At 57.6% G+C, this 25,003-nt stretch carries 27 protein-coding genes; 17 read left to right on the forward strand and 10 right to left on the reverse strand.

The annotated features are described in order from the left end of the window. The first annotated feature begins 51 nt into the window (after positions 1-51). Positions 52-438 (forward strand): ectoine synthase, encoded by a 387-nt coding sequence (locus R8G34_19025; GenBank protein ID MDW3224945.1) that lies wholly within the window; start codon positions 52-54, stop codon positions 436-438. Here the strand turns inward: R8G34_19025 and R8G34_19030 are convergent. From R8G34_19030 to R8G34_19050, 5 genes are all read right to left on the reverse strand, one after another. Then, positions 423-710, reverse strand: coding sequence for a hypothetical protein (locus tag R8G34_19030; protein MDW3224946.1), 288 nt, complete (start codon positions 708-710; stop codon positions 423-425). The genes R8G34_19025 and R8G34_19030 overlap by 16 nt on opposite strands. Further along, entirely contained in the window at positions 707-1,315 is a 609-nt protein-coding gene (gene plsY, locus R8G34_19035) for a glycerol-3-phosphate 1-O-acyltransferase PlsY (protein MDW3224947.1), read from the reverse strand. The genes R8G34_19030 and plsY overlap by 4 nt, the downstream gene beginning before the upstream one ends. Further along, positions 1,315-2,598 carry a dihydroorotase gene (gene pyrC, locus R8G34_19040; GenBank protein ID MDW3224948.1) on the reverse strand — a complete coding sequence of 428 codons (1,284 nt, stop codon included), beginning with the start codon at positions 2,596-2,598 and terminating at the stop codon, positions 1,315-1,317. The genes plsY and pyrC overlap by 1 nt, the downstream gene beginning before the upstream one ends. A 185-nt stretch (positions 2,599-2,783) precedes the next feature. Continuing rightward, positions 2,784-3,326 carry a hypothetical protein gene (locus R8G34_19045; protein ID MDW3224949.1) on the reverse strand — a complete coding sequence of 181 codons (543 nt, stop codon included), beginning with the start codon at positions 3,324-3,326 and terminating at the stop codon, positions 2,784-2,786. Further along, positions 3,323-4,270 carry an aspartate carbamoyltransferase catalytic subunit gene (locus R8G34_19050; GenBank protein ID MDW3224950.1) on the reverse strand — a complete coding sequence of 316 codons (948 nt, stop codon included), beginning with the start codon at positions 4,268-4,270 and terminating at the stop codon, positions 3,323-3,325. Before R8G34_19050 ends, R8G34_19045 begins: the two co-directional genes overlap by 4 nt. A 117-nt stretch (positions 4,271-4,387) precedes the next feature. On the opposite strand from R8G34_19050, the gene R8G34_19055 reads away from it, so the two are divergent. The 5 genes from R8G34_19055 (at position 4,388) to R8G34_19075 (ending at position 11,504) form a co-directional block, all read left to right on the forward strand. Next, positions 4,388-5,167, forward strand: a complete 780-nt coding sequence (locus tag R8G34_19055; GenBank protein ID MDW3224951.1) for a uracil-DNA glycosylase — start codon at positions 4,388-4,390, stop codon at positions 5,165-5,167. Beyond that, positions 5,160-5,771, forward strand: coding sequence for a LysE family translocator (locus R8G34_19060; protein MDW3224952.1), 612 nt, complete (start codon positions 5,160-5,162; stop codon positions 5,769-5,771). Before R8G34_19055 ends, R8G34_19060 begins: the two co-directional genes overlap by 8 nt. 1 nt (position 5,772) lies before the next feature. Continuing rightward, a complete protein-coding gene (gene moaB, locus R8G34_19065; protein ID MDW3224953.1) occupies positions 5,773-6,315 on the forward strand; it encodes a molybdenum cofactor biosynthesis protein B in 543 nt (180 codons plus the stop codon). A gap of 92 nt (positions 6,316-6,407) precedes the next feature. Further along, positions 6,408-7,865, forward strand: a complete 1,458-nt coding sequence (locus tag R8G34_19070) for an HlyD family efflux transporter periplasmic adaptor subunit (GenBank protein ID MDW3224954.1) — start codon at positions 6,408-6,410, stop codon at positions 7,863-7,865. Between the two features lie 6 nt (positions 7,866-7,871). Next, positions 7,872-11,504 carry an efflux RND transporter permease subunit gene (locus R8G34_19075; protein ID MDW3224955.1) on the forward strand — a complete coding sequence of 1,211 codons (3,633 nt, stop codon included), beginning with the start codon at positions 7,872-7,874 and terminating at the stop codon, positions 11,502-11,504. Here the strand turns inward: R8G34_19075 and R8G34_19080 are convergent. Next, on the reverse strand, positions 11,501-12,307 hold the full coding sequence (locus tag R8G34_19080) for a protein-disulfide reductase DsbD family protein (GenBank protein ID MDW3224956.1): 807 nt from the start codon (positions 12,305-12,307) through the stop codon (positions 11,501-11,503). The genes R8G34_19075 and R8G34_19080 overlap by 4 nt on opposite strands. Positions 12,308-12,425: 118 nt before the next feature. Here R8G34_19080 and R8G34_19085 point away from each other — a divergent pair, with 118 nt between their 5' ends. Further along, complete coding sequence (locus tag R8G34_19085; protein ID MDW3224957.1) at positions 12,426-13,010, forward strand: YqgE/AlgH family protein; 585 nt, start codon at positions 12,426-12,428, stop codon at positions 13,008-13,010. Between the two features lie 30 nt (positions 13,011-13,040). Here the strand turns inward: R8G34_19085 and R8G34_19090 are convergent, their stop codons facing one another. After that, positions 13,041-14,012 (reverse strand): L-threonylcarbamoyladenylate synthase, encoded by a 972-nt coding sequence (locus tag R8G34_19090; GenBank protein MDW3224958.1) that lies wholly within the window; start codon positions 14,010-14,012, stop codon positions 13,041-13,043. A 126-nt stretch (positions 14,013-14,138) separates the two neighbouring features. On the opposite strand from R8G34_19090, the gene R8G34_19095 reads away from it, so the two are divergent. The 5 genes from R8G34_19095 to R8G34_19115 all read left to right on the forward strand — a co-directional run bounded on the left by R8G34_19095 (position 14,139) and on the right by R8G34_19115 (position 18,221). Next, the gene (locus R8G34_19095; protein MDW3224959.1) at positions 14,139-15,854 is read left to right on the forward strand and encodes an acyl-CoA dehydrogenase; all 1,716 of its coding nucleotides are present in this window, start codon (positions 14,139-14,141) and stop codon (positions 15,852-15,854) included. After that, the gene (locus R8G34_19100; protein MDW3224960.1) at positions 15,854-16,900 is read left to right on the forward strand and encodes an MBL fold metallo-hydrolase; all 1,047 of its coding nucleotides are present in this window, start codon (positions 15,854-15,856) and stop codon (positions 16,898-16,900) included. Before R8G34_19095 ends, R8G34_19100 begins: the two co-directional genes overlap by 1 nt. A gap of 3 nt (positions 16,901-16,903) precedes the next feature. Then, the gene (locus tag R8G34_19105) at positions 16,904-17,365 is read left to right on the forward strand and encodes a DUF6173 family protein (GenBank protein MDW3224961.1); all 462 of its coding nucleotides are present in this window, start codon (positions 16,904-16,906) and stop codon (positions 17,363-17,365) included. 99 nt (positions 17,366-17,464) lie between these two features. Continuing rightward, complete coding sequence (locus tag R8G34_19110; GenBank protein MDW3224962.1) at positions 17,465-17,599, forward strand: aa3-type cytochrome c oxidase subunit IV; 135 nt, start codon at positions 17,465-17,467, stop codon at positions 17,597-17,599. Positions 17,600-17,624: 25 nt separating this feature from the next. Next, positions 17,625-18,221, forward strand: a complete 597-nt coding sequence (locus R8G34_19115; protein ID MDW3224963.1) for a hypothetical protein — start codon at positions 17,625-17,627, stop codon at positions 18,219-18,221. Positions 18,222-18,231: 10 nt separating this feature from the next. Here R8G34_19115 and R8G34_19120 read toward each other — a convergent pair whose 3' ends face one another. Next, on the reverse strand, positions 18,232-18,558 hold the full coding sequence (locus R8G34_19120) for an AzlD domain-containing protein (protein MDW3224964.1): 327 nt from the start codon (positions 18,556-18,558) through the stop codon (positions 18,232-18,234). Then, on the reverse strand, positions 18,551-19,285 hold the full coding sequence (locus tag R8G34_19125) for an AzlC family ABC transporter permease (GenBank protein ID MDW3224965.1): 735 nt from the start codon (positions 19,283-19,285) through the stop codon (positions 18,551-18,553). Before R8G34_19125 ends, R8G34_19120 begins: the two co-directional genes overlap by 8 nt. A 48-nt stretch (positions 19,286-19,333) precedes the next feature. Between R8G34_19125 and R8G34_19130 the strand changes: the two genes are divergently transcribed. From R8G34_19130 to R8G34_19150, 5 genes are all read left to right on the forward strand, one after another. After that, positions 19,334-20,221, forward strand: coding sequence for a formate dehydrogenase accessory sulfurtransferase FdhD (locus tag R8G34_19130; protein ID MDW3224966.1), 888 nt, complete (start codon positions 19,334-19,336; stop codon positions 20,219-20,221). Next, entirely contained in the window at positions 20,218-20,826 is a 609-nt protein-coding gene (mobA, locus tag R8G34_19135; protein MDW3224967.1) for a molybdenum cofactor guanylyltransferase MobA, read from the forward strand. Before R8G34_19130 ends, mobA begins: the two co-directional genes overlap by 4 nt. Further along, positions 20,823-21,314, forward strand: coding sequence for a molybdopterin-guanine dinucleotide biosynthesis protein B (gene mobB / locus R8G34_19140; protein MDW3224968.1), 492 nt, complete (start codon positions 20,823-20,825; stop codon positions 21,312-21,314). Before mobA ends, mobB begins: the two co-directional genes overlap by 4 nt. A gap of 20 nt (positions 21,315-21,334) precedes the next feature. Continuing rightward, positions 21,335-23,383, forward strand: coding sequence for a molybdopterin-binding protein (locus R8G34_19145; GenBank protein MDW3224969.1), 2,049 nt, complete (start codon positions 21,335-21,337; stop codon positions 23,381-23,383). 73 nt (positions 23,384-23,456) lie between these two features. Then, positions 23,457-23,960 (forward strand): aggregation factor core, encoded by a 504-nt coding sequence (locus R8G34_19150; protein MDW3224970.1) that lies wholly within the window; start codon positions 23,457-23,459, stop codon positions 23,958-23,960. A gap of 2 nt (positions 23,961-23,962) precedes the next feature. Here R8G34_19150 and R8G34_19155 read toward each other — a convergent pair whose 3' ends face one another. Continuing rightward, a complete protein-coding gene (locus R8G34_19155; protein MDW3224971.1) occupies positions 23,963-25,003 on the reverse strand; it encodes a hypothetical protein in 1,041 nt (346 codons plus the stop codon).

Genomic DNA, 25,003 nt, shown 5'->3' on the forward strand with positions numbered 1-25,003 from the left:
GGCGCCATGCAATATTCAATGCATCCGAGAGCAGACACAAAAAGGGTAATCATGATTGTTGCAAGAAAAACGGAACTCACAGGAACACCGCGTGATGCGTCCGGCCCGGGCTGGACCAGTCTGCGGTTGCTGGTGAAGTCGGATGGGATGGGATTTTCCATGACCGAAACACGGGTGTTGCCCGGTGCTGCGATGACGCTGGAGTACAAAAACCATGTTGAGGCCTGCTATTGCATTGGCGGAGCGGGCATCATCACCGAGTTGGACAATGGGCAGGTGCATCACATTACGCCCGGTGTCCTATATGCGCCGAATTTGCATGACCGACATGAGGTACGCAACGACGGGACGGAACCCTTTCATCTGATCTGTGTGTTTTCGCCAGCCTTGCAGGGGGATGAAACGCATGGTCCAGATGGCAGTTACGCGTCCTCCTGAACGGGATCAAGGCGCAGGGCGTGAACAAATTCGGTGACTTTTTCGACGCTCATTTCACATGGAAACAGGCGTGATCCCTTGTCCAACCGGTAGAAATTCAGGCTGATGTAATCAGAACCTCCCAGCTCTTCGGCGACAAGTTTCAGTGATTTTCCGGAGTTGAAGATCGTCTTTGTCACGATGTAACGGCGCTGGTGTGCTTTTCCCGTGAAAGTTCCGAGAGGCAGTGACAAAAGGGCAGTTTCAAACGCTGCCGTTGAGGGAAGGGTCACGATTTTTGGCCAATTTTTGGCTCTGTTCCGGCCCGTATCCGCGCGATATTGCCACGGTGTCGCCAGAACACGATCAGCGTGAGGATCACAGCGAGCACCAGACCGTTGCCCGCCCCCAGCAAGATCATAAGAGGGGGGGATGCGGCTGATGCCACTAGTGCGCCCATGGATGATATGCGTGATGTCAAAGCGCCGATCAACCAGGCGATACAGCACCCGATGCCAACGGGCAGGCTGAGCGCCAGCATGATCCCGAGGAACGTGGCCACGCCTTTGCCGCCCGCAAATCGGAGCCATACCGGGTAACAGTGACCGATCATTGCCATCAGCCCTGCAATCTGGGCCGTGTCTTCGCCGCCGAATGCGCGCGCGAGCAAAACCGCAACCGCACCTTTGCCGCCGTCCAGAATGAGCGTCAACGCTGCGGCTGTTTTATTGCCCGTGCGCAGGACGTTGGTCGCCCCAATGTTGCCAGACCCGATATTGCGAAGGTTTCCCAACCCCATAACGCGTGCGAGTACCATGCCAAAGGGGATTGACCCGAGCAGATATCCGATCACGGCCCAGAGTGCCAAGAGAGTCGCAGAATGTTCAATGATGGGCATCAGGTCCTCTCAAAGACGCAGTTTCCCGCGACAAATGTTGAAAGAACGCGGCCTTGCATGCGCGCCCCATCAAAGGGGGTGTTTCGCGATTTTGACTGAAGCGTCGCGCGGTCCATCAGAAAGGGCGTATCAGGATCAAACAATACAAGGTCAGCAGGAGCACCAACGCTCAAACGACCGCTTGCAAGCCCAAGACGTTTTGCAGGATTGAACGACATTGCCCGCCAGAGTGCCGGAAGCTCGATCAGCCCGGCGTGATAGAGCCGCATGGCCGCGGGCAGCAGGGTTTCCAGCGCGACTGCCCCGGAGGCGGCTTCCTCAAAGGGTAGGCGTTTGCTTTCTTCATCTTGCGGCGTGTGCATGGAAGAAATCACGTCAATCAAGCCGGATTTTACGGCCTCCGCGACTGCAAGGCGATCCTGTTCATCGCGCAGAGGTGGTTTCAATTTGAAAAACGTTCGATAATCCGCAACGTCCAGCGCATTTAGCGTCAGGTGGTGGATTGAAGTGCCAGCCGTGACGTCTAACCCGTTTGCCTTGGCACGTTCGAGGGCAGGCAGGGCGCGCGCGCAGGTAATTTGATCGGCATGATAACGCGCGCCTGTCATCTCAATCAGCGCCAGATCGCGGTCCAGCGCCATCCGCTCCGCCATCGGTGATACTGCCGGAAGCCCACGCAACGATGCAAATTTGCCCGACGTGACAGCAGCCCCTTTGCTCAATATGGGATCTTGTGGATGAGCGATAACCAGAGCGCCCAGGCTGCGGGCATAACTGAGCGCACGCGAGAACACTTTGGTGTCGGTCACCACACGGTCGCAATCGGTAAAGGCCACCGCGCCCGCGTCCATTAAAAACCCGATCTCGGTCATCTCGCGCCCTGCACGTCCTTTTGTCAAAGCGGCCATGGGCATCACATTGACGGGGGAGGCCTCATTCGCCCGTCGCGTGACAAATTCCAGGGTTTCCGGGCTGTCGATGGCAGGTTCCGTGTCTGGTCGGGTGATCATCGTGGTGACACCCCCAGCGGCTGCGGCAAGTCCGGCCGATCGATAGCTTTCCTTGTGACGTTCTCCGGGCTCACAGACCTTGACGCCCAGATCAACGATGCCGGGGGCGAGATACTTCAGATGGCAGTCAATCACGCGACCGGAAGTCAGGCGGGGGGCATCTTTAGGCAGGTGTTTGGTGATGCGCCCGTCTTCGACGACCAATCCGCCCACAATGATATCGTCTGTCTCAGGATCAACAATGCGGGCATTCAGAAACGTCAGTTTTGTCATTAATACAGGCTCCGCCGATTAAGGGCTCCCTGAGCGTGCGCGAGATGGGGAACGACGGAGATCATGCGCCGACCCAGAACATTAACCCGACCACGAAGAAAGCCACCAAGAGGGCGATCATGGCAATCCGGCCTGACATCTTGGGATCCTTGGGCTCGTTCATAGATTTGTTTCCTCATGTGTCATCACAGCAACCACCACAAACCAATCCCGACCAGCACCGCAAAAATCAAAACGGTGATCGCGCTACCAGATGGGGTCTTTTTCGGTGCCTGATTTTGTTGCGCCAAACCGCCACTGTAGAGTTTTGCGCTATCGGTCTTGAGGCTCCCGGAAGGAGTCGAAGGTTGGTATTCAGTATAGGTGCCAATGAGCGTCAGCGCTTGTCCGAGTGCCAAACGCGTTGCGGCACCGGCAAAACTGTCTGAAAACAGCAGCAGAACGTAGCCCTCCAAAGCGTCCAACTTGTTGCGATCCTGTGCAATCTGGTCGGTCTGAACTGCATAGCCTTCGCTCAGGTACGCGCTCAATCCCATTCCTGTCAGATCCGCGACCGGGAAAATCTCGGCGCTGGCCGTATTGAGATGCGGATCACCGAGAAGTTGGCGCGCCACATCCGCCTTTGGTGCTACCTTCAGCGCTTCCACAACCTCTGTCGCGGCTTTATTGATGGCGAAAACACGGATCGTGTCGCGTTCATGGGCTTTTATTTCGATCGGCTTGTTCATGCTGGTTCCGCGCGGATCAGGCGCAGGTTGCGCGCGAGCAGATCCATAGTTGCCATGCGCACAGCGACACCCATTTCCACCTGATCCTGAATGACGCTTCTATTGATGTCATCCGCCAGTGTGCCGTCGATTTCAACGCCCCTGTTCATTGGACCGGGATGCATCACGATGGCATCAGGTTTGGCATGAGATAACTTCTCCGCATCCAACCCGTATCTGTGATAATATTCACGCTCGCTTGGGATAAACCCGCCATCCATGCGTTCTTTTTGCAAGCGCAACATCATGACGACATCAACGTCCTTCAGTCCTTCACGCATGTTATCAAATACTTCGACGCCAAATTCCGCGATGCCTGATGGCATCAGGGTAGGGGGGCCGATCAGTCGGAGGCGGTTCTCCATTTTGCCCAGAAGCATGATGTTGGAACGCGCGACGCGGGAATGGGCGATGTCACCACAAATGGCAATCGACAGGCGATGCAACCGACCCTTGGCGCGTCGTATCGTCAGCGCATCCAGCAGCGCCTGTGTCGGATGTTCGTGCCGGCCATCACCTGCATTCAGAACCGCGCAATTGACCTTTTGCGCCAACAGATCGACAGCGCCGGAGTGCGGATGCCGCACGACCAGCAAATCGGGATGCATGGCGTTCAGCGTCAGGGCGGTATCAATCAGCGTTTCACCTTTTTTGACGGAGCTGGCCTGCATGGCCATGTTCATCACATCCGCGCCAAGACGTTTGCCAGCGATTTCGAAACTCGCCTGCGTGCGGGTTGAGTTCTCAAAGAACATGTTGATCTGTGTGAGGCCGGCAAGGGCGTCTGAATGCTTGTCAGGTTGCCGGTTAAGACCCGCATAGGTGTCGGCCAAATCAAGTAGTGTTGTGATTTCTTCGGGGCGCAGGGCCTCGATACCAAGCAAGTGTCGGTGCGGAAACGTCATGAGAGGGAACCTATCTTGATTTGACACCTTATAAGGACCGTGACCGGGACGGGCAAGCGTGGGTTGAGTCTATAAGTCGCTGTTCATTTCATCCCACGGTCCGCATAAGCTGACCCTATGGAATCAGCAGAATTTCACAACGCTTTGGCGCTCTTGGAATGGCAGATCGAGCTTGGTGCGACCGAGGCGATTTGTGACGCACCGATCAATTGCTATGACTTGCCTGACACGTTGGCCAGGCCCAAGGCTGACTCAGCCTTCCCTGCTGCGGCGCCATCAGCAAGCGTGGCTTCCGAGGTCGACGCGGTTGCGCAGGCCAAACAATCTGCCGGCACAGCGCAGAGCCTTGAGGCGCTCAAAGATGCTTTGACCGCATTTGAGCTGTGTGATCTGAAACGCGGCGCGCGCTCGCTGGTGTTCTCGGATGGTGTGCCAGGAGCACCCGTCATGATCATCGGTGAAGCTCCGGGGCGCGATGAAGACCGCGAAGGCCGCCCCTTTGTCGGGCGTGCCGGACAATTGTTGGACCGGATGCTGGCGGCGATTGATATGGGGCGCGATCATGGCGATGCGCCGGTCTATATCACGAATGTTTTGCCCTGGCGGCCGCCGCAGAACCGGGATCCTCATCCCGATGAGATTGCAATGATGCGTCCGTTCCTGGAACGCCATATTGCGCTTGCGAAACCAAAAGTCCTTGTAATCATGGGCAACATTAGTGCACAGGCCTGTCTTGGCAAACGCGGCATAACGCGGTTGCGCGGGAATTGGGCGGAGTGTTTTGGCCTGCCTGCGCTACCGATGTTCCATCCGGCATATCTGTTGCGTCAGCAAGCCGCCAAACGCGAGGCATGGGCCGATTTATTGAGCCTGAAAGCGCGTCTCTCTGATGGTTGATCCGATCATACTTGCCGCCTTCATACCTGCGGCTTTGGCGCTGAACCTCACACCCGGCGCTGATATGATGTTTTGTCTGGGCCAAGGGGTGCGCTCGGGACCACGGGCTGCCTGGCGCGCCAGTGCAGGTATCGCGACCGGTGGCATCATTCACGTCCTGCTGGCCGGTGCCGGGCTTGGCGCCTTGATCGCCTCGATCCCGATCGCCTTTGATGTGATCCGCTGGATTGGCGTTGGGTATCTGTTGTGGTTGGCATTTTGTGCGCTGCGCCGCACGTCAGAGGTGGATCAGGGCCTGCCCACCGCGCGCGACCGGGCTTTTCGGCAGGGGTTACTGGTCAATCTGAGCAATCCAAAAGTGATCCTGTTTGTTCTTGCTTTCGTGCCGCAATTTGTTCGACCGGATGCTGGACCCGTTCTTGTGCAATTCGCAATCCTTGGGGCCGTAATGGCCATCGGCGGATTCGTGATTAACGGATTGGTGGGCGTTTTTGCAGGGTCTCTCGGCCAGCAACTTGCCCGGGGCAACCGTGTGCTGGATTGGATCACAGCGGGCATTTTCACCGCCCTTGCCGGTCGTCTTGCCCTGTTGGAGAGGACTTGAAATGAGCCGAATTGACGAAACCAAGGACTTCATGGCCGTGCGCATTGCCGTCCTAACCGTATCTGATACGCGCGCAATGTCAGAGGATCGTTCGGGCGACGTGCTGGTCAAACGGCTTCTGGATGCGGGCCATGAATTGGCGGATCGACGTATACTGCCCGATGAGCGCACAGACATCGCCGCGCAATTGAGCGCCTGGTGCAAGGACAGCGGCGTGGATGTGGTGATTTCCACGGGCGGAACCGGGCTGACCGGGCGCGACGTGACCGTTGAGGCGCACCGCGACGTCTATGAAAAGGAAATAGACGCATTCGGCACGGTGTTCACCATCGTATCCATGCAGAAAATCGGTACCAGTGCCGTCCAGAGCCGCGCAACGGGCGGTGTGGCCAACGGGACATACCTTTTTGCGCTGCCGGGCAGTCCGGGGGCCTGCAAAGATGCGTGGGACGAAATTCTCGCCAAACAGCTGGATTTCCGTCATCGCCCCTGCAATTTTGTGGAGATTCTGCCCCGCCTGGACGAACATCAGCGACGGAAATGACGTTTTGGTGCGTATCACCTTTTCAGGTTGGTATGCACTGTGATCGAACTAGGTTATACTCGAACGTGTTAAGTTATTAGGATAGCGGCGAAATGCGGTTTTTGCGCCAAAGCATGATTGGTCTGTTTCTGGCGGCGGTGACGCTGGGCCTTCTGGCCTATGCGGGTCAATTAGTTGGCGTGGCCATTCAGGATCGGCTGGCGGACAAACCCAGAGCACCAGAACCAAATGAGCGCGTCTTTGCGGTAAATTTGATCCGTGCAGAAGCGCAGACGATCAGTCCGCTTCTGGAAACTTTTGGCGAAATCAAATCGCGGCGCACCCTTGAACTGCGCGCGGCCATCGAGGGCCGGGTGATCGCTTTGTCGGACAGGTTTGAGGATGGTGGACGTGTGCGTCGTGGGGACGTTTTGGCGCGGATCGACCCATCGAATATGCAATCCGCACTGGACCGGGCGAAAGCTGATCTGGCGGATGCGCAAGCTGAAGTCAGTGATGCGGCGCGCTCCCTTGAGCTTGCGCGCGATGAAGAAGCAGCGGCTGAGGACCAAGTCGCTTTGCGCCAAAAAGCATATCGCCGTCAGCTTGATCTGGCAGCGCGTGGGGTTGGGACATCTGCCTTGGTGGAGACTGCCGAGTTGGCTGAAGCTGCAGCCCGCGCGACCGTTTTGGCGCGCAGACAGGTCGTTACGCAGGGCGAAGCACGGATCGATCAGGCCGCCACGCGGCTGGATCGCGCGCGCATCGCATTGGATGAGGCACAGAGGGACCTTGATGATACGACCGTGCGCGCGCCATTTGATGGAACCCTCAGTGAAACCGCCGTGGTTGAGGGGCGTTTGGTATCGACCAACGAGCGTCTGGCAGATTTGATCGACCCCGAGGATCTCGAAGTCGCGTTCCGCGTTTCGACGGCACAATACGCGCGCCTTCTTGATGCAGAAGGCAATCTGGTGGCTGCCCCCGTCTCCGCCACACTTGATGGAACAGGGGCTGACTTGCGCGCCACGGGCGTGTTGAGCCGTGTCAGCGCAGCCACCACGGAAAACCAGACTGGCCGTTTGGTTTTTGCACGTCTGTCGCGCGCGCCCGGATTTCGCCCCGGTGATTTTGTGTCCCTCGCTGTGACGGAGCCGCCGCTGGAAAATATCGTACGCCTGCCTGCCGCCGCCCTGAATGCACAAGGCGAAGTTCTTGTGCTGGGTGAAGACGACCGTCTCGTGACGATGAATGTTACGCTTGTTAGGCGTCAAAGCAACGACGTATTGGTGCGCGGCGAAGGGCTGGTCGGGCGCGACGTCATTAGTGCCCAGACACCGCTTCTGGGCCCGGGTATTTCAGTGCGTCCAATGCGCCGCGAGAGCGAACAGCGCGCGATTGTTCCGGATTTGCTGGAATTGAGCGCTGAAAGGCGCGCCCGATTGGTTGCTTTCGTGCAAAGCAGCAACGCCATGCCGGGAGAAGCCAAAGCACGGGTATTGGCGCAATTGGCGGAACCGTCGGTTTCTGCATCCGTCGTGGCGCGCATCGAAAGCCGCATGGGGGGATAGGTCGCTATGGCGCGTCGGTTCTCTGGCAATACGCGCGGTGTGCTGTCCTATTTTGCGCGCCATCGCACGCTTGCCAATCTCATTCTGGTCATGATGGTTGTTGCGGGTCTCGCCGCACTGCCCAACATGCGCACGCAATTCTTTCCCGATACAGTACTGGACCGGGTTACGGTCAATACAACCTGGAAAAACGCTGCTGCTGACGACGTGGACAAGGGTATTGTGCAGGTTCTGGAACCGGCTTTGCGCGTCGTGGATGGCGTGGAGAGCACGTCGTCTACGGCGCGGCAGGGGCGCAGTACGATTACGCTGCATTTTGAACCAAATTGGGACATGACCCGCGCGGCGGGTGAGGTTCAGGATGCGGTCGATGCCGTGACGGATTTGCCAGAAGGGGCAGAGGAATCGGTAGTGCGCCGCGCGGCCTGGCGGGACCGGGTCACGGATGTCGTAATCAGCGGCCCGGTGGGGCCGCAGCAATTAGCGCTTTTTGCTGATGAATTCGTCAACCGGTTGTTTGAGGCAGGCATAACGCGGGCTTCCATCCGCGGTGTTGCTGCACCACAATTGACGGTTGAGGTGCCGACGCTTCAACTCATTTCATATGATGTGACAATGGCCCAGATCGCTGCTGCGATTGCGGCAGAAGCAGACACCTCACCGGCTGGCAGCGTGAGTGGTGCAAATGCGCAGGTGCGCACAGGCACTGAAAAGAGAAGCCCGGAACAGATCGCGGGGATCGTGTTGCGTTCCAATCCGGATGGCTCAAAGCTGACGATAGGCGATGTGGCAAACATCACCGAGGAAAGCGGCGACCGTAACCGGGCGTATTTTGTCGGGGAGAACCCGGCAATCTCTGTGCGGGTAGATCGCTCAGCCAAAGGCGACGCCATTAAAATTCAGGCGAGCGTTGAGGAAATCGCAGCTGATCTGCAGGCAACCCTGCCCGCAGGCACTACGCTTGACCTGATCCGCACCCGATCTGCCGCCATCTCAGGGCGTCTCGACATTTTGATGGACAATGGCTTGGTTGGGCTGGGCCTTGTGTTGGGCCTTTTGTTTTTGTTCTTGAACGCCCGCACGGCCTTCTGGGTGGCTGCGGGTATTCCGGCGGCGATGATGGCGGCCATTGCCTTGATGTACGCTGGCGGGATTACCCTCAACATGATCTCGCTTTTTGGGTTGATCATCACTCTGGGCATCGTTGTAGATGATGCGATTGTGGTGGGTGAGCATGCCGATTACCGGGCGCGCCACCTTAAGGAAGACCCGTTCGTGGCGGCTGAATCGGCGGCGCGGCGCATGTCGATTCCTGTCTTTGCCGCAACGCTTACAACGGTGATCGCGTTCTTCGGACTATTGGCCGTAGGCGGTCGATTTGGCACCCTCATTCGCGATATTCCCCTGACGGTTATTGCCGTGTTGATTGCCTCGCTGGTCGAGTGTTTCCTGATTTTACCGCACCATATGGCGCACTCAATCGCGCGCGCCAAGAACACCGGGTTTTCGCGTAGCAAGCTTGCTGGCGCATTTGTCGCCCTTTTTGCTCTGGTGGGAGGCGTGACCGCTTTTGCACGCAGATTGTGGCTGGCACCCGAGGATGCCATGATCGCGGACCTGACCTATTCCAGTGATGTGATCACCGCCGTATTTGCTCTGGCCGCAGTTGCTGCCGTTTTCCTCTTGCTGCCCCGCGGGCGAAAGCTGTTTGTGATTGAATGGATGGGCATGCGCGGCATCGACTGGCCGTCAACGCTTGTGAATTATGGATTCAATTGGTTCAAGGACAGGCTCTTTCGTCCCTTCATGGCAGGAGTGATCGCCGCGCGATATGTCGTGCTGGCGGGCTTGGTTGCTCTGCTTGCAGGGCAGGCCGCTGTTTTCATAAAAGGCGATGTGCAATGGCGTTTTTTCAATGCGCCCGAACGCGGATCTGTCACAGGCAATTTTGCGATGAGCGAAGGTGCCACACGCGAAGACTCTCTGGCAATGATGCGAGAGCTGCAACGCGCGACACAGGAAATTGGTGCCGAGTATACTGAAAAATATGGGGTGAGCCCGATTTCATTTGTCCTGTCGGAAGTCGGCGGCAACGCCGGGCGCGGGCTCGACGGTGCTGAGCTCAAGGAAAAGGACCTGTTGGGCGGGATTTCGATCGAATTGATCGATGCGGATCTCAGACCCTATTCCAGTTTTGCTTTTACGGCGGATTTACGGGATCGGGTTGTTAATCACCCGTTGGTTGAAGCCGTCTCCTTTCGCGGTTGGCGCTCCGGCCAGGGAGGGGATTCGCTGGCAGTCGAGTTTTCCGGCGGGAATACCGAGACCCTGAAAGCGGCCAGCGTTGATTTGCAAAACGCGCTTCTGAAATATCCCGAAGTTCTCGCCATGCAGGACGATCTGGCTTTTGGCAAGGAAGAGTTGATCCTGGATCTGACGGCCAAAGGTCAGGCCCTGGGGTTCAAGATCGATGCCTTGGGGCGCGTGTTGAGCGACCGTCTGGGTGGGATCGAAGCTGCCAAATATCCCGATGGTACGCGAAGCGCGACGATAGAGGTCCAACTGCCCGAAGACGAACTAACCTCGGATTTTCTGGAACGCACATTGATGCGCACCCCGGACGGCATCTACGTGCCACTGGCGGATATTGTCAGCGTGCAAAGCCGCGACGGTTTCCTCTCACTCAAACGTCAAAATGGCATTCGCATCATTTCGGTCACTGGCGATATATCCGAAGATGACCCTGAACGGGCCGCAGAAATCCAGCGCGCCCTGTCTGATGAGATCTTGCCGCGCATTGCCAGTGAACGGCAGATATCATGGGAATTGTCGGGGCTAGCCGAGCAGGAGCAGGAATTCCTGAATGATGCTGTGACGGGATTGATCCTTTGCCTTCTGGGAATATTCCTGGTGCTGGCATGGGTCTTTGGCAGTTGGTCACGCCCGGCTTTGATTATGGCGATTATTCCCTTTGGCCTGATCGGAACGATTTACGGGCATTTTGTCTGGGACGTGCCGCTGAGCATGTTCACTGTCGTCGGCCTCTTGGGAATGACCGGGATCATCATCAATGATTCCATTGTGTTGATCACAACCATCGACGAATATGCTCAGGATCGCGGGTTGATCCCGTCCATCATAGACGGCGCGGCAGACAGGTTGAGACCGGTGATGCTCACAACAATGACGACGGTGCTGGGCATGACGCCTTTGCTCTATGAAAGCAGCCGTCAGGCGCAGTTTCTCAAACCCACTGTCATTACACTGGTCTATGGGCTGGGTTTCGGCGTCGTTCTGGTGTTGCTCATGGTGCCGGCGCTGGTTGCGGTCTCCCACGATATCTCGCGCCAGATCAGGGCGATGCGCCGCGGTCTCAAGGCGCCGGTGCTGGGCGTTCGTTTGGCATTTCTGACCCTCTGGGGCCTCGTTTTAAGCTGGGCAGGGGTGACACTCGGTGTTGCGATTGTCAGAGGAGCGCTGGCACCCGCCGTTGTTACCGCCATTCCTGCACTGCAGACTTGGCCAGTGATGTCGGCGGCACTGGCGTTGTTTATCGCAGGATCAGCGATGCTTGTCGTTTTGGCCTATTGCCTCGCAGCACTGACCCTGTTCATCGGGAACCGCCGTCTTGCCGTTTAACCGGCGCGACATCCCCGTATATCGATTGCGTGGCTGCTGCCCAAGACGGTCAGTCTTACGGAGGAACGATCCAAGGCGATGGTGCCGCCATCGACATGGATCATTTCCGATACAGCGACGACGTCATTGCCGGTGCGTCGGGTGATGGCTTCGCTGACCCATACATCCCGCAGGCCCGGCTCAATCACCATGACTTCCTGTCCACCAGCGGAGGGCGCCGTTACACGCGCCTCGATGCGCAGGCCATCTTTGGTCGGTTCAATTCTGCAGGTTGCGCTCGTGACGCCCGCCTCGCGCGCGGAGTAGGGACGCGCTGCCAGCGCAGCGGCAATCGAGGGTGTCGGCTTTGTACCTGCGCTGTCGAGCATGGCCTCAAGAGTGAGGCTATGGGGTACGCAAATATCGGAACAAATGCCTATGCTCATCTCCAGATCGACATCAATCGGTTGTCCGGCCTCAGAGGGCGCAAGTGCCAGAGGAATGACCAACTCGTCGGTGTAACCTATCGAGCGCATGCCGTTTTCATCAAAAACGATCGGCGTTGGCCAGGTCACAGCAACGGAGTAGAGGTTGCGCGATCCGGACCAGTCAAATTCCGGGGGTATGCCCGCGTCTCCTGGTGCGCGCCAGTATGTCTTCCACCCCGGATCAAGGGACAGGCGCACGGCTGCGACGCGCGTGCCATCCGCGCGCACCCATCCGGGCAGCATCTCTGCGGTGACCGGCATGGCGAATTTGTCCTGTGCCAGAGCAGGGAGGGCGAGAAAACAGGCGAAGGCGGCGGCAACAGTTCTTTTGTTCATCCACCCGATATGGTCGAGGTAGCCTGAAATGCCAAGTCACGTTCCGGTTAGCCATGTTTCGCCATCCGCGTTGTGATCCCTCTTGCACCCTTAAGTTCCTCAGGTCAGACTGAACACTATGGGGTCCTCTGATGTTCAGTCTGACGCGCTTGATTTGACCGGCTCACTTTTGGTGGCGATGCCGTCCATGGGAGATGTCCGTTTCGAGCGTGCGGTGATATTGCTCTGCGCCTACTCCAGTAAGGGGGCAATGGGACTGATCCTGAACAAGCAAAGCGCGGATGTGCGCATGAGCGATGTGCTGGATCAGTTGGAGATTGAACCCTCCAGACGTGCCGCGGCAATGCCAGTGCATTTTGGAGGACCTGTGGAAACCGGTCGTGGTTTCGTGCTGCATTCGGATGACTATCAATCGAGCCTTCATACCTTGGCTGTTCCTGGCGGGTACGGCATGACGGCGACTTTGGATATCCTCGAAGAGATTGCACAGGATCAGGGTCCCGCGCGCGCTCTGATGATGCTGGGCTATGCAGGGTGGGGCCCGGGACAACTGGAAAACGAGATCGTCAATAATGGCTGGCTGACAGCTACGGCAACGCCCGATTTGGTATTTGAGACAGCTGCCACAGACAAATGGTCCGAAGCGATCAAAAGCCTCGGGATCGACCCCTTGGGTCTATCGGCAACGGCTGGTCATGCCTGACAAGCAATAAGGGAGCCCTGAAAGCACGCCCTATCGTTCTGTAGATTTTGGGCGCGGTGCCGCAGCGCGGGTCAGCCTGTCATTGATGGCCCGGCCGAGCCCCTGTGCAGGGATGGGCGCTACGGCGATTCTCCGGTTGTGTTTATCGAGGCGATGCAGGTGACTGAACAGGTTTGCTGCCGCCTCATGCAAGTCTCCGGTCTCAGAGAGGTTCAAATCGCAGCTCATTGTGCCAAAACCAAGAAAAACCTCGTCTACGTCGGGGCTTGTTGCATTTAGTCTAACCGGGGCATGCGGGGCATAATGGGACGCCAGTTGACCTGGTGCGGTTACTAAATCGCTTTGATCTGAATGCGCACGGGCCGGGAGAGGGCGGCCAATTGCGGCTTCTATCGCTTCTGTTGGTAACCCCCCGGCGCGCAACAGCATAGGCGTCGGGGTCACAGCGACAATCGTACTTTCCAATCCTACCGCGCATGCGCCGTCATCTACAATTGCCGCGATGCGCTCGCTTAACCCTTCTAACACATGCTCAGCGGTGGTCGGACTGATCCGTCCCGAAGGATTTGCCGAAGGGGCAGCGACCGGGCCTCCAAAGGCCTCCAGCAGGGTTCTGGCGGATCTTTTCGCAGGCACACGCAGCGCCAGAGTCGGCAGGCCAGCGGTGACAAGCGGCGACAAACCATGATTTGAGATCAAGGGCAAAATGAGTGTCAGAGGCCCGGGCCAGAAAGCCTGCGCAAGTATTTCGGCCGCATCACACCATACGACATACTGCCGCGCGGCTTCGATGGTAGGGACATGCACGATCAGCGGGTTGAAACTGGGGCGGTTCTTGGCGGCAAAGATCGCGGCTACGGCCTTGCTGTTACGCGCATCCGCGCCAAGCCCATAGACGGTTTCGGTCGGGAAGGCGACCAGATCACTCCGATCCAGCAAAGCCGCCGCGCGCATGATACCTTTGCGATCAGGTTGCAGGATCTGTGGCGAGGTCGTATTCATCACGCTCCGTGACGCCGCGTTTTGGTTGCCGGGAACGGCGAAGCGGCACATGTTTGAACGCGTGGACCCATATAGGGTCACGTCTTGCTTGCCAAGACCGTCGCACAGTCAACCGGAGACGATCAGATGCCTTTTCATGCCCCAGTGGATGATTTTTCTTTTTTGTTCAAACATGTTGTGAACTATTCAAAACTGCACGAAACGGATCGTTTCGCCGATGCAACCGACGATGTGACGCAAGCCATCCTGTCCGAAGCGGGTAAACTGTCAGACGAGGTATTAGCCCCACTGCAAAGATCGGGTGACTTGCATCCGGCTCGATTGGAAAATGGCGTTGTGCGAACGTCCCCGGGATACGGCGATGGGTGGAAAGCAATCGCCACAGGCGGATGGGTTGGCATGGCTGCGGATCCCGAGTTTGGCGGTATGGGGTTGCCGATGACCCTGACGTCGGCAGTGAATGAAATGATGAGCGGCGCATGTCTGTCTTTGCAACTCGCGCCTTTGATGAGTCAGGGACAGATCGAAGCGCTTGAACATCATGCCTGCGATGCGATCAAGGCACTGTACCTGCCCAAACTGACCGCCGGTGAGTGGACCGGGACAATGAATCTGACTGAGCCGCATGCGGGCTCGGATGTGGGTGCCTTGTCGACCAGGGCTGAGGACAATGGTGATGGCACCTATTCGTTGACGGGGCAGAAAATCTACATCAGTTGGGGCGATCATGATGTGGCTGAAAACATTTGCCACCTTGTTCTTGCGCGATTGGCCGGCGCGCCTGCAGGCACCAAAGGCATAAGCCTGTTCCTTGTGCCGAAGTACATCCCAAACCAAGATGGAACACTTGGCGCTGCTAATGATTTGAAAGCGGTCAGTCTGGAACACAAAATGGGCTTGCACGGCTCACCCACCGCTGTGATGCAGTTTGAAGGCGCGATGGGTTTGTTGGTCGGGCAACCGAACGGGGGTATGGCAGCGATGTTCACCATGATGAACAACGCGCGCCTTGGCGTCGGAGGCCAAGGTATTGGGGTGGCGGAGGCCGCCTATCAACACGCTTATGAGTATGCAAGCGAACGCAAGCAGGGTCGCACAGCTACGGTGGGCGGGTCCGGCACCATCATAGAACATGCAGATGTGCGACGGATGTTGATGACGATGAAGGCGGATATTCTCGCCGCTCGCGCTATTGCGCTGAGTTGTGCAATGGCGATTGATATGGCGCACGCAACGCAAGAAGCCGACTGGCAGGCACGCGCGGCGTTTCTGACACCGATTGCCAAGGCTTTTGGCACAGAGACGGGTATTGACGTTGCAGAAATGGGACTTCAAGTTCACGGCGGTATGGGTGTAATCGAAGAAACAGGCGCAGCACAATTCAGCCGCGACGTGCGCGTGACGGCCATTTACGAAGGCACGAACGGGATTCAGGCAATGGACCTTGTGGGTCGCAAGATGATGGATGGGGGCGAGGCCGCAGCGCGTCTGCTGGATGAAATGGAAACCTGTGCGGAAGAAGCGCGTGCCGCGCTGCCTGATCTCGCAGAACCGCTTTGGCAAGCTTGTGAAACCCTGCGGGAGGCGACGGAATGGGTGGTGTCGGAAACTGACATGAATATGCGTTTTGCAGGTGCTATGCCCTATCTGCGCGCCTTTGCACGCGTCATGGGCGGGCATATGCACCTCAAAGCCGCCTTGGCTGATAGGGGTGGTAAGCATGAAGCCTTAGCGCGGTTTTACATCAAGCGGTTACTGCCGGAACACGTGGGGCTTCTGGTCCATGCTCAGGCGGGCGCGGAAGATCTTTATGCGCTGAGCGCGGATGAGTTGGCTGCCTGATGAAAGATCAACCGCCGGAAGGTTTGAGATATCCGTGGGAGCAAGCCCCGACTGAGGGCGAAGCAATAGAAGTCGCCCCCGGCGTGCTGTGGATGCGCCTGCCGCTGCCAATGAAACTGGATCATGTAAATGTCTACGCATTGGATGATGGTGACACCTGGACAGTGATTGACACAGGGTTTGCCTCCAAGCGGAGCAAGGCAATCTGGCAAACCATCATGGCGGGCGCGCTGGGCGGAAAACCCATCGGGCGCGTGGTGGTCACGCACCACCATCCTGATCACATCGGTTTGGCAGGATGGTTGCAATCGGAGTTTGATGCAGAGTTACTCACCACGCGCACGGCGTGGCTTATGGCGCGGATGCTGACCTTGGACGAACAGCCCGTGCCGTCCAATGAGACGCTTGCGTTTTACCGCGACGCAGGAATGGACGCAGAAATCTACGCCCAGCGTGCTGAAGAACGCCCGTTCAATTTTGCCGATGTGGTGGCGCCAATGCCGTTGGGCTACACTCGGATCAAACAGGGCGATAGCATCAAGATGGGCGGGCGCGTCTGGGACGTGCATATCGGCAACGGACATGCCCCGGAACACGCAACCTTCTGGAGCAGGGATGATCATCTGGTACTGGCGGGGGATCAGATCCTGCCCTCGATCAGCCCCAATATCGGCGTTTACGCAACCGAACCCATGGCTGATCCGATTGCCGATTGGCTGGAGGCTTGTGAGCGGCTCGCCGGGCTGGCGCGCCCGGATCATCTGGTGTTGGGTGGACATAAACTGCCCTTTACCGGTCTGCCAATGCGCATGCGACAACTGATTGACAACCATCACGGGGCGTTGGCACGGTTGCTTGAGTTCCTTGAAACCCCAAAATCTGCGGCAGAGTGTTTTGCGCCGCTTTTCAAACGCCGGATTGGTCCGGCGGAATATGGTTTGGCTCTGGTTGAATCAGTCGCGCATGTCAGCCATCTCCATCAGGATGGGCTTGCCAGCCGTCACAGACGCGAGGATGGTGCATGGGTGTATCAATGCAAAGGGTGAGCCATGGGTGAGAACATCGCAACCGCCGCGGAAGCCATCGAAGCGGACGCTTTGCCACGTGTCCACGAGGTTCATTGCGATCCTGATACCCCTGCGCGTGCTGGTCCAAATCTACCAGATACGTTGAAATCAAAGCCCACAGCACAAAAGTCGCCTGCGCAATGGGCATATGAGCGTATTATATTATATCTCAAGAACTTCGAAGAGCAACTTGATGCGTCACATGAAGTGGCGATGGGGTTTACCGGTGGCCAGGTTGGTGTCCTGCGCATAGAGGGCATGGGCTATTTTGACCCTGATATCATCACCTTCTACGGTACAGATGATGCAGGAGGTAAAACCCAACTCGTCCAGCACGTGAGCCAATTGAATGTGATGCTGCGAGCGCTGCGCAAACCGGATGAAAAGGTCGACGCGCGTCGCATCGGGTTCCGGTTGGCACAAGACATCGAAGACAGCGGATGATCAAGACCGGATCAATCGTCGCGGTTGGTCAGCGGATGGGTGACATCGCCCGACGAATCCACTAGTTCTTATCGCGACACTAGAAAAAGGGCTGCGGCAATGGCAGATCACAAACACGGTGACATGGATGTCACTGATCAAGAGAAAACATTTAACGGCTTCATGAGCTGGACCACGCGGATCGTGATTGGGATCATAGTTTTGTTCGTGTGGATGGCGATTTTTATCACGTGAGATTTGATCTTTCGGGGCGCGCGTGATGCGCCCATTCCTGTTGCTGGTCTTTCTGACGTTTGTGTCAGGATGTGCGGTATCCTCTGGGCTGGAAGCAACCCCGGAGGAGATCGCGGCAAAGGCGTATGTTTCGGACGGTCCACCCAAGTTGACGCTTTTCACGGTGATCAACAACACCACGGGAAGCGGTGGGCATACGGCCCTGATGGTATCGGGGTCCCAGCGTGTCATTTTTGATCCCGCGGGATCGTTTTATCATGCAGATGTGTCCGAACGCGGTGATGTGTTGTTTGGGATGACGCCCGGGTGGGTACAAGCCTACAAAAGTGCGCATGCGCGCAGCACCTACCATGTTGTCAGTCAGGAATTCGTTGTGACGCCGGAACAAGCTGAGCGCGCATTGCAGTTGGTCCTGTCCAATGGCGCGGTGGCAAATGCATTTTGCACCCAGGCTACGTCTTCAATATTGCGCCAGGTTCCCGGGTTTGAGGACGTGAATAACACATTCTACCCTGTCAAGCTGATGGAGCAGCTTGAAACTCGACCTGGTGTCGTGACTGATCGCTACTATGAAAACGACGCGGGCGACGTACGCGATGGGATCGTCGCGGCGCAAACCTGAGGTTTTGGTCTTAGCCCATCAGATAGAGCAGGCAAAAAAGCGTTGCGGCGCCTGAGAAAACGGCGGCCAGGACGTTTTTTGTGAGAAGCCCAATCACCAAGGTGACGGCAGCTGCGGACACTCTGGGCAGATCTGGATCACCAGAGGTTGCTGCGGGCCAGACGACCTGTGGGGCGACCAATGCTGGTAACATGGCAACCGCGGTGTAACGCAGGTGGCGCAACAACCATGCGGGCATCGGTCGACTGCCGACAAAGCCGAGGAAGGCAAATCGCAACGCATAGCTGCCAATCCCGAGACCAATGATGACGGTCCATAGTGTGACGGGGTCAATCATATCGTCCCCTCCTGCGTTCGATGATCAGCTCTGCCCGCGCGCCTGCCATCATGCCCACGGTGCCCGCGATGATCAGGCCAAGCGAATATGGAACCCATGCGGTAAGAAGGCTGGTGGCAATCGCGACGATTGCGGCAATGACATGGGCGGGGGTGCGCAGCATTGGCGCGACCATTGCCAGAAAGGTAATCGGCAAGGCAAACTCAAGCGCCCATGTGTCGGGAACCTGTGTGCCGACCAGGGCCCCAAACAGCGTGCAGATATACCATGTGGGCACGATTGGGCTGAGCACACCGGAGAAATACGCCATGCGTTGTGGCACGCTCATCGTCGGTTCCTTTTCAAACTGCATGACCGAACAGGCATAGGATTGATCCACCGTGAAATACGCCGCAATCGCGCGTTGCCACAGGGGAGCGGCCCCGATCCACGGAGTCAAAGACGCCGAATACATGGCTACGCGCAGGTTCACGGCCAATGCTGAGGCCAAAATGATGGCAGTCGGGGCGTTTTCCTGCATCAGTTGCAGGGCGGTGAACTGCGCGGCACCTGCAAAGACCACAGCGGAAAACAGGAGTGTTTCCAGAACATTGAGCCCTGCCTCGGTTGACAGAACACCGAATAGCATGGCGAAGGGGGCCACAACCAACACAAATGGTGCGCCATCGCCAGCACCTGTCCAAAAGGCCTGTGCCTTTGTGCTTATTTTCGGTGTGGTGGAGGGCATAATATGCTTCTAAAGTTGCCGTCAAGACGTAGCGCAGCCTTGAAGGGGATGCAATTGGCCAGACTTGACGATACCAGCGATTATCTGATTGCGCCTGATCCCGGTGCGGCGCGCCTGACGCGCGCTGTTGAGGGCACGGATCAAGCCGGCAAAAGTGTTTCAGCGAATGTGGTTGAGGAGAGACCGCTGACGATTTTCCTGAACGGACAAGAGATCGTGACTGCCATGACCATTGGCGATTATCCGGATTATCTGGCGCTGGGATTTTTGCGCAATCAGGGAATGCTCAGCGCGTCGGATGACATCACCGGCGTGGATTATGACGAAGAACTCGAAACTGTCGTCGTGCGGACAGTGCATAAAACCGATTTCGAAGAAAAAATGCGCAAGAAAACCCGTACCAGTGGCTGTGCTGTGGGCACCGTGTTTGGCGATATGATGGCCGGGCTCGAAGGTGTCAGCCTGCCTGCAACGCCCGTCAGGACGTCATGGCTTTACGCGTTAAGTTCAAAGATCAACCGGACGCCATCGCTGTATCTGGAAGCGGGTGCGATCCACGGGACCGTATTGTGTTGTGAGGATAAGCCACTGGTCTATATGGAAGATGTGGGTCGCCATAACGCCGTGGACAAGATCGCAGGGTGGATGCTGTCAGAGCGTGTTCCTGCGCGAGACAAGATTCTTTATACCACGGGGCGTTTGACATCCGAGATGGTGATCAAAACGGCGATGATGGGCATTCCGGTACTGGCATCGCGCTCGGGTTTCACGGCTTGGGGCGTGGAAATTGCGCAGCAGGTCGGGTTGACGTTGATCGGCCGCATGAAAGGTCAGCGCTTTTTGTGTCTCGCCGGAGAGGACCGGCTGATCCGCGATGCTGACCCGGCCGCAGTACCTGACGAACCACGTCGCGCCGGACGGAAGGGTGGGGCATGAAACAGCCATTAGGGGTGATCCTTGCCGGGGGGCAAGCCACGCGCATGGGTGGCGGTGACAAGGGGCTTTTGAAGCTTGGGGAACAGACCCTGTTGGCGCGGGTCATTGACAGGCTGGCCCCGCAAGTCGCCGGTCTGGCTCTCAACGCAAATGGCGATCCCACGCGCTTTGGGGGGTTTGGTCTGCCAGTACTGGCGGATAGTATCGAGGGATTTGCCGGGCCTCTGGCGGGTGTGCTCGCGGGGTTGGATTGGGCGGCCTCACAAGGTGCGGATACAATTGTGACTGCCGCTGCTGATACGCCGTTTTTCCCCGGTGATCTGGTGCCCCAACTGTTGCTGGCCAGTGAGGGCATGGCGCACCCGCTGGTGTTATCCGCAACACCTGACCCGAAACGAGGGCAGGTGCGCCATCCGACATTTGGTCTTTGGCCGGTTGAGTTGCGTGATGATCTGCGTGCGGCCCTAGAGGGTGGTTTGCGCAAGGTGGTCATGTGGACGGACAAACACAACGGGCGTGAAGCCTTGTTTCCAGTCGCGACAATTGATCCGTTTTTCAATGTCAATACACCCGAAGATCTGGCAAAGGCGGAGGCATACCTATGAATGTCTATGGTGTGGTGGGCTGGAAAAATGCAGGCAAAACCGGGCTGATGGAGCGGTTGGTGAGCGAGATGGCGGGCCGCGGGTTATCCGTTTCCACCATCAAACACGCCCATCACGTGTTTGACGTTGATCAGCCGGGCAAGGATAGTCATCGCCACAGGCAGGCGGGCGCGCGCGAAGTTCTGCTGGCCTCGCACAAACGTTTTGCATTGATGCATGAATTGCGCGACGCCCCGGAACCCGCTTTGGAAACCCTGCTTGAGAAGCTGAGCCCCGTAGATCTTGTGCTGATCGAGGGGTATAAGCGCGATGCCCATTTCAAGATCGAAGCGCATCGGGCAGAGACAAAGAACCCTTTGATCGCTCCCAATGATGCAACTATTCGCGCCGTGGCAAGCGACACAACTGTTCAGCTGGACAGGCCGGTTTTTGATCTTGATGACACCGCTTCAATCGCAGACTTCATCCTTGCCGAGGTGGGCTTGTGAACACGTTCGACACAGTCGTCATGGTGGATTGGTCAGGGGGCAATGATACCGGTAAAACGCCGCGTAAAGATGCGATTTGGGCCTGTGTCGCCCGGACTGGGCGGGCGGAGGACCCGGTGTACCTGCGCAATCGGGATAAAGCTGAGATCTGGCTGACCGCGCTGTTTGAAAATGAGACCTGCATGGGAAACCGGGTGCTGGCAGGGTTTGATTTCCCATTCGGCTACCCCAGCGGTTTTGCCAAAGCTTTGACAGGGAGCAGTGATCCCTTCGCTGTGTGGCAGTGGCTGGCCGCGCATATCGAGGATAGCCCGCACGCCAACAATCGGTTTGATCTGGCGGCTCAGATAAACCGGACATTCGGCGGGCATGGCCCTTTTTGGTTCAATGGCCTGAAACGCGACATTGACGGATTACCCCGTCACAAAGAGACCTATCAAAATCCTTTCCCCGAAAAACGCGCCGCCGAAGACGCTGCAAAAGGCGCTTTTTCATGCTGGCAACTCGGCGGCACCGGGGCGGTCGGATCGCAGGTCTTGATGGGGCTGCCGGTCCTGTCCCGTTTGAGGAAAAGATTTGATGTCGCGGTTTGGCCCTTTGAGCCACTGACAAAACAAATCTCTTTCATCGAGATTTGGCCCTCTCTGACGCTGGGATCCGGACCCGAAAATGGCATCAAGGATGCCTGGCAGGTGCGCGAAGTTGCGAGGACGGTTTCGAATCTGGAGCCGGATGTGCTCCAAGGACTTTTGGACGTGGATGCCCCGGAGGAAGGGTGGATTTTCGGTCTCGGGCTTGAGGCAAAACTGAACCATGCAGCGTCACAACCCCCGCAGTTGACAAACGACTGTTTTGCCTTGCCGCCCGGAGTGCATTGGACCCCGGTCCGCGATGCTCTCGACTTGCTACAAGAGCGTCTTTCACCGGTGACTGCGGTGGATGTGGTCCCGATTGCAAAGGCAACCGGCCGATTATTGGCCTGGGATGTCATTGCGTTGCGGTCCAACCCGCCGTTGCCGAATACAGCCGTGGATGGATATGGTTTTGCAGGCGGCAAGGAGGGCGGCGTGCATAGGATGCCGCTGGCAGACGGGCGCGCTGCAGCTGGGGATGCGCCGGGTTCCTTGCCCGCGGATGCTGCCATGCGCATTTTGACCGGTGCGGCGCTGCCCCAAGGCGTTGACACGGTGGTGCTGCAAGAAGACGTCACGATCAATGCCGATCACATTGCCTTCAGAGGTCCAATAAAGTCGGGCGCAAATACGCGGCGCGCAGGCGAGGATGTCAAAAAGGGCGAGACTGCGTTAAAACAGGGTATCCGTGTCGGTCCGGCGGAGGCGGCTTTGCTGGCGGCAATCGGGGCAAAGGACGTAGCGGTTCATACCCCGCTACGCGTTGGTGTGCTGTCCACGGGAGCCGAGTTGGTCGAGGCGGGCGCTGAGGCATCCCCGGGACAGATTTTTGATGCGAACCGGCCCATGTTGCTGGAACTGATACGCTCCTTTGGGCATGTTCCGATCGATATGGGCCGGGTGGCGGATGACCGCGATGATCTGAGCAGAAGGCTCGACGAGGCCGCCGGGAAATGTGATCTGATCCTGACAAGCGGCGGGGCTTCAGCCGGGGATGAGGATCACGTCTCTGCACTTTTGAGCGAGGCCGGTGCCATGACCCTGTGGCGAATTGCTGTAAAACCCGGACGCCCTTTGGCATTGGGGATGTGGTCGGGCACGCCGGTTTTTGGTTTGCCCGGCAACCCTGTCGCTGCGATGACCTGTGCGATGATCTTTGCAGCCCCGGCCATGGCGCGCCTGGCAGGCCAAAACTGGCCGCACCCGCAAGGTTTCGATGTGCCAGCGGGGTTTTCAAAAAACAAGAAGGCGGGTCGCACCGAATACCTGCGCGCGCGGATGCGCAACGGTCATGCGGAGATCTTTGTCTCGGAAGGTTCGGGTCGGATCAGTGGGCTGTCATGGGCTGAAGGATTTGTGGAACTCCCGGAGCCCGCCGCGCAGATTGGGGTTGGGACGATGGTCAGATACATCCCATTTGGCAGTTTCAGGTTTTAGACGGGGTTTTACGATGGCAGCGCAGGGACAATCGAGATAGGCTGCAAAGATCAACACAATCAGGTGGGTGGAAATGTCCAAGTTCAAAATAGCCGCTGTGGTCTGCGCGATGTTCTGTGCGCCGGCAGCTTATGGCGAGTGCATGCAGGCCCTGACCGTCAAATTCGTGGAAAGCGCGCCGAAAGACCGGTTTGATATCATTCACACGGCGACGGGCGTCTTTGTCACCGGGTTGCGCATTGATTTGAACGGGTCTGCCGGAAATCTGGTGTTTGATACCGCAGCGGGTGGCGATGGTGTCGAGGTTTTCCAGCCTTTCGAGCCGCAGGGAGAGATGCAGCATATCAACGTGGCGGACGGCGCGGATCAACTCGCTGTCTCCCTGAACGATATGTCCAACGGACAGCGAGCAGGGTTCACCATCGACGTCGATGACCGCCAGGTTCAATCTGATTTGGGCCAGATCCGAGTGACAGGCGGAGAAATGGAAGGGGCTCAGGTGTTTTTCACGCTTGCGGATGGATCGGTGTTGGAGGCGCGTTTTGATACGTCCAATCGCGCCAAGGTTTGCACCTGACCCTAGTCGAATGTTCCTGCAACGCGGCCCAAAAGCATAAAGGCGCGGGCGGTTCGGGTCTCGGCAAGCGCTGAGATTTCGCCGTCGCTTGCGTTTTGTTCGAACTCGGAAAACGTCTTGTCGAACCGGCGCAGAAAATGATGCGCCGCATCTCGGAAAATCGGATCTTGTTTCATCCGGCCGGATGCCAGTGCAAGCGACGAACGATCGCGCACGCCACCAAGCCCTGCGACGGCCCTCCCGCGCGCGCCCTGTCCAAATTGCCGCCAGATTTCCGGTTTCGCGCGGTCTGGCCGCAAGTCATCCATATAGATGCCATCCTGACTGAGCAGCGTCAGAATATCCTGTGCGGCCTGTATAAGCTGTGCGGCGCTGCGGTCTTTCAGGGCGCGGCGCAGCGCCGAAAATCCGGCCTCGTCCTCTGCGGTCTCAGGAAAATGCAAGGCGCGAATGAAATCCTCGTTCGCCAGCGGGGGGGCCATGTCTGCCGCCTGTGTTCCCAAAGCCAGTACCGGTTGATCTTCTGCCTCCGCAGCTTGCTTTTTTGCGGCCAATGGCGCTACCGGATGGTCTGGATCTCTGCGGGAGGTGAATGTCGCCAACACATTCTCCGTCTTGCGGGTTGCGGCAGCGATTTCGTCCAGCTTGCGTGCAACACTTGCCGGTTCATGTCCCATTGCGCCGCCCTGGCTTTGTGCGATGTAGGCTTGGCGGATCGCATCAATGGCGGCTTGCAGGCGCTGACTTTCTTCGCGCATGACACGGCTGGACCGTGCGGCGGTGGCGGCCACCCAGATCATTGCAACCGGCATGAAAATCGCCAACATCACCATCAGAAACTGCACGCTGCCGCCCGTATCGTCCGCGGCGCTCGGCACAAATACGAAAAAAACGATGGCGCCGAGCAACCAGATGCCCGACAGCGCCAGCGCGACGATCTCTATGCTTGTGATCCCCTCCGATTGTGGCCGGTCATAAATACCAAGAGGTGTCGGGCGGGCCCGTTCCTCAGCATTTTCAGATTGTTCACTTGCATCAGCCAT

It is taken from the genome of Paracoccaceae bacterium, from assembly GCA_033344815.1.
Lineage (GTDB): Bacteria > Pseudomonadota > Alphaproteobacteria > Rhodobacterales > Rhodobacteraceae > Roseobacter.

What these genes read in the sequence shown, in the direction of transcription:
- R8G34_19025 (MDW3224945.1), top strand. Translation starts at nt 52, where the DNA reads ATGATTGTTGCAAGAAAAACGGAACTCACAGGAACACCGCGTGATGCG.
- plsY (MDW3224947.1), bottom strand. Translation starts at nt 1,315, where the DNA reads ATGCCCATCATTGAACATTCTGCGACTCTCTTGGCACTCTGGGCCGTG.
- pyrC (MDW3224948.1), bottom strand. Translation starts at nt 2,598, where the DNA reads ATGACAAAACTGACGTTTCTGAATGCCCGCATTGTTGATCCTGAGACA.
- R8G34_19045 (MDW3224949.1), bottom strand. Translation starts at nt 3,326, where the DNA reads ATGAACAAGCCGATCGAAATAAAAGCCCATGAACGCGACACGATCCGT.
- R8G34_19050 (MDW3224950.1), bottom strand. Translation starts at nt 4,270, where the DNA reads ATGACGTTTCCGCACCGACACTTGCTTGGTATCGAGGCCCTGCGCCCC.
- R8G34_19055 (MDW3224951.1), top strand. Translation starts at nt 4,388, where the DNA reads ATGGAATCAGCAGAATTTCACAACGCTTTGGCGCTCTTGGAATGGCAG.
- R8G34_19060 (MDW3224952.1), top strand. Translation starts at nt 5,160, where the DNA reads ATGGTTGATCCGATCATACTTGCCGCCTTCATACCTGCGGCTTTGGCG.
- moaB (MDW3224953.1), top strand. Translation starts at nt 5,773, where the DNA reads ATGAGCCGAATTGACGAAACCAAGGACTTCATGGCCGTGCGCATTGCC.
- R8G34_19070 (MDW3224954.1), top strand. Translation starts at nt 6,408, where the DNA reads ATGCGGTTTTTGCGCCAAAGCATGATTGGTCTGTTTCTGGCGGCGGTG.
- R8G34_19075 (MDW3224955.1), top strand. Translation starts at nt 7,872, where the DNA reads ATGGCGCGTCGGTTCTCTGGCAATACGCGCGGTGTGCTGTCCTATTTT.
- R8G34_19080 (MDW3224956.1), bottom strand. Translation starts at nt 12,307, where the DNA reads ATGAACAAAAGAACTGTTGCCGCCGCCTTCGCCTGTTTTCTCGCCCTC.
- R8G34_19085 (MDW3224957.1), top strand. Translation starts at nt 12,426, where the DNA reads ATGGGGTCCTCTGATGTTCAGTCTGACGCGCTTGATTTGACCGGCTCA.
- R8G34_19090 (MDW3224958.1), bottom strand. Translation starts at nt 14,012, where the DNA reads ATGAATACGACCTCGCCACAGATCCTGCAACCTGATCGCAAAGGTATC.
- R8G34_19095 (MDW3224959.1), top strand. Translation starts at nt 14,139, where the DNA reads ATGCCTTTTCATGCCCCAGTGGATGATTTTTCTTTTTTGTTCAAACAT.
- R8G34_19100 (MDW3224960.1), top strand. Translation starts at nt 15,854, where the DNA reads ATGAAAGATCAACCGCCGGAAGGTTTGAGATATCCGTGGGAGCAAGCC.
- R8G34_19105 (MDW3224961.1), top strand. Translation starts at nt 16,904, where the DNA reads ATGGGTGAGAACATCGCAACCGCCGCGGAAGCCATCGAAGCGGACGCT.
- R8G34_19110 (MDW3224962.1), top strand. Translation starts at nt 17,465, where the DNA reads ATGGCAGATCACAAACACGGTGACATGGATGTCACTGATCAAGAGAAA.
- R8G34_19115 (MDW3224963.1), top strand. Translation starts at nt 17,625, where the DNA reads ATGCGCCCATTCCTGTTGCTGGTCTTTCTGACGTTTGTGTCAGGATGT.
- R8G34_19120 (MDW3224964.1), bottom strand. Translation starts at nt 18,558, where the DNA reads ATGATTGACCCCGTCACACTATGGACCGTCATCATTGGTCTCGGGATT.
- R8G34_19125 (MDW3224965.1), bottom strand. Translation starts at nt 19,285, where the DNA reads ATGCCCTCCACCACACCGAAAATAAGCACAAAGGCACAGGCCTTTTGG.
- R8G34_19130 (MDW3224966.1), top strand. Translation starts at nt 19,334, where the DNA reads ATGCAATTGGCCAGACTTGACGATACCAGCGATTATCTGATTGCGCCT.
- mobA (MDW3224967.1), top strand. Translation starts at nt 20,218, where the DNA reads ATGAAACAGCCATTAGGGGTGATCCTTGCCGGGGGGCAAGCCACGCGC.
- mobB (MDW3224968.1), top strand. Translation starts at nt 20,823, where the DNA reads ATGAATGTCTATGGTGTGGTGGGCTGGAAAAATGCAGGCAAAACCGGG.
- R8G34_19145 (MDW3224969.1), top strand. Translation starts at nt 21,335, where the DNA reads ATGGTGGATTGGTCAGGGGGCAATGATACCGGTAAAACGCCGCGTAAA.
- R8G34_19150 (MDW3224970.1), top strand. Translation starts at nt 23,457, where the DNA reads ATGTCCAAGTTCAAAATAGCCGCTGTGGTCTGCGCGATGTTCTGTGCG.
- R8G34_19155 (MDW3224971.1), bottom strand. Translation starts at nt 25,003, where the DNA reads ATGGCTGATGCAAGTGAACAATCTGAAAATGCTGAGGAACGGGCCCGC.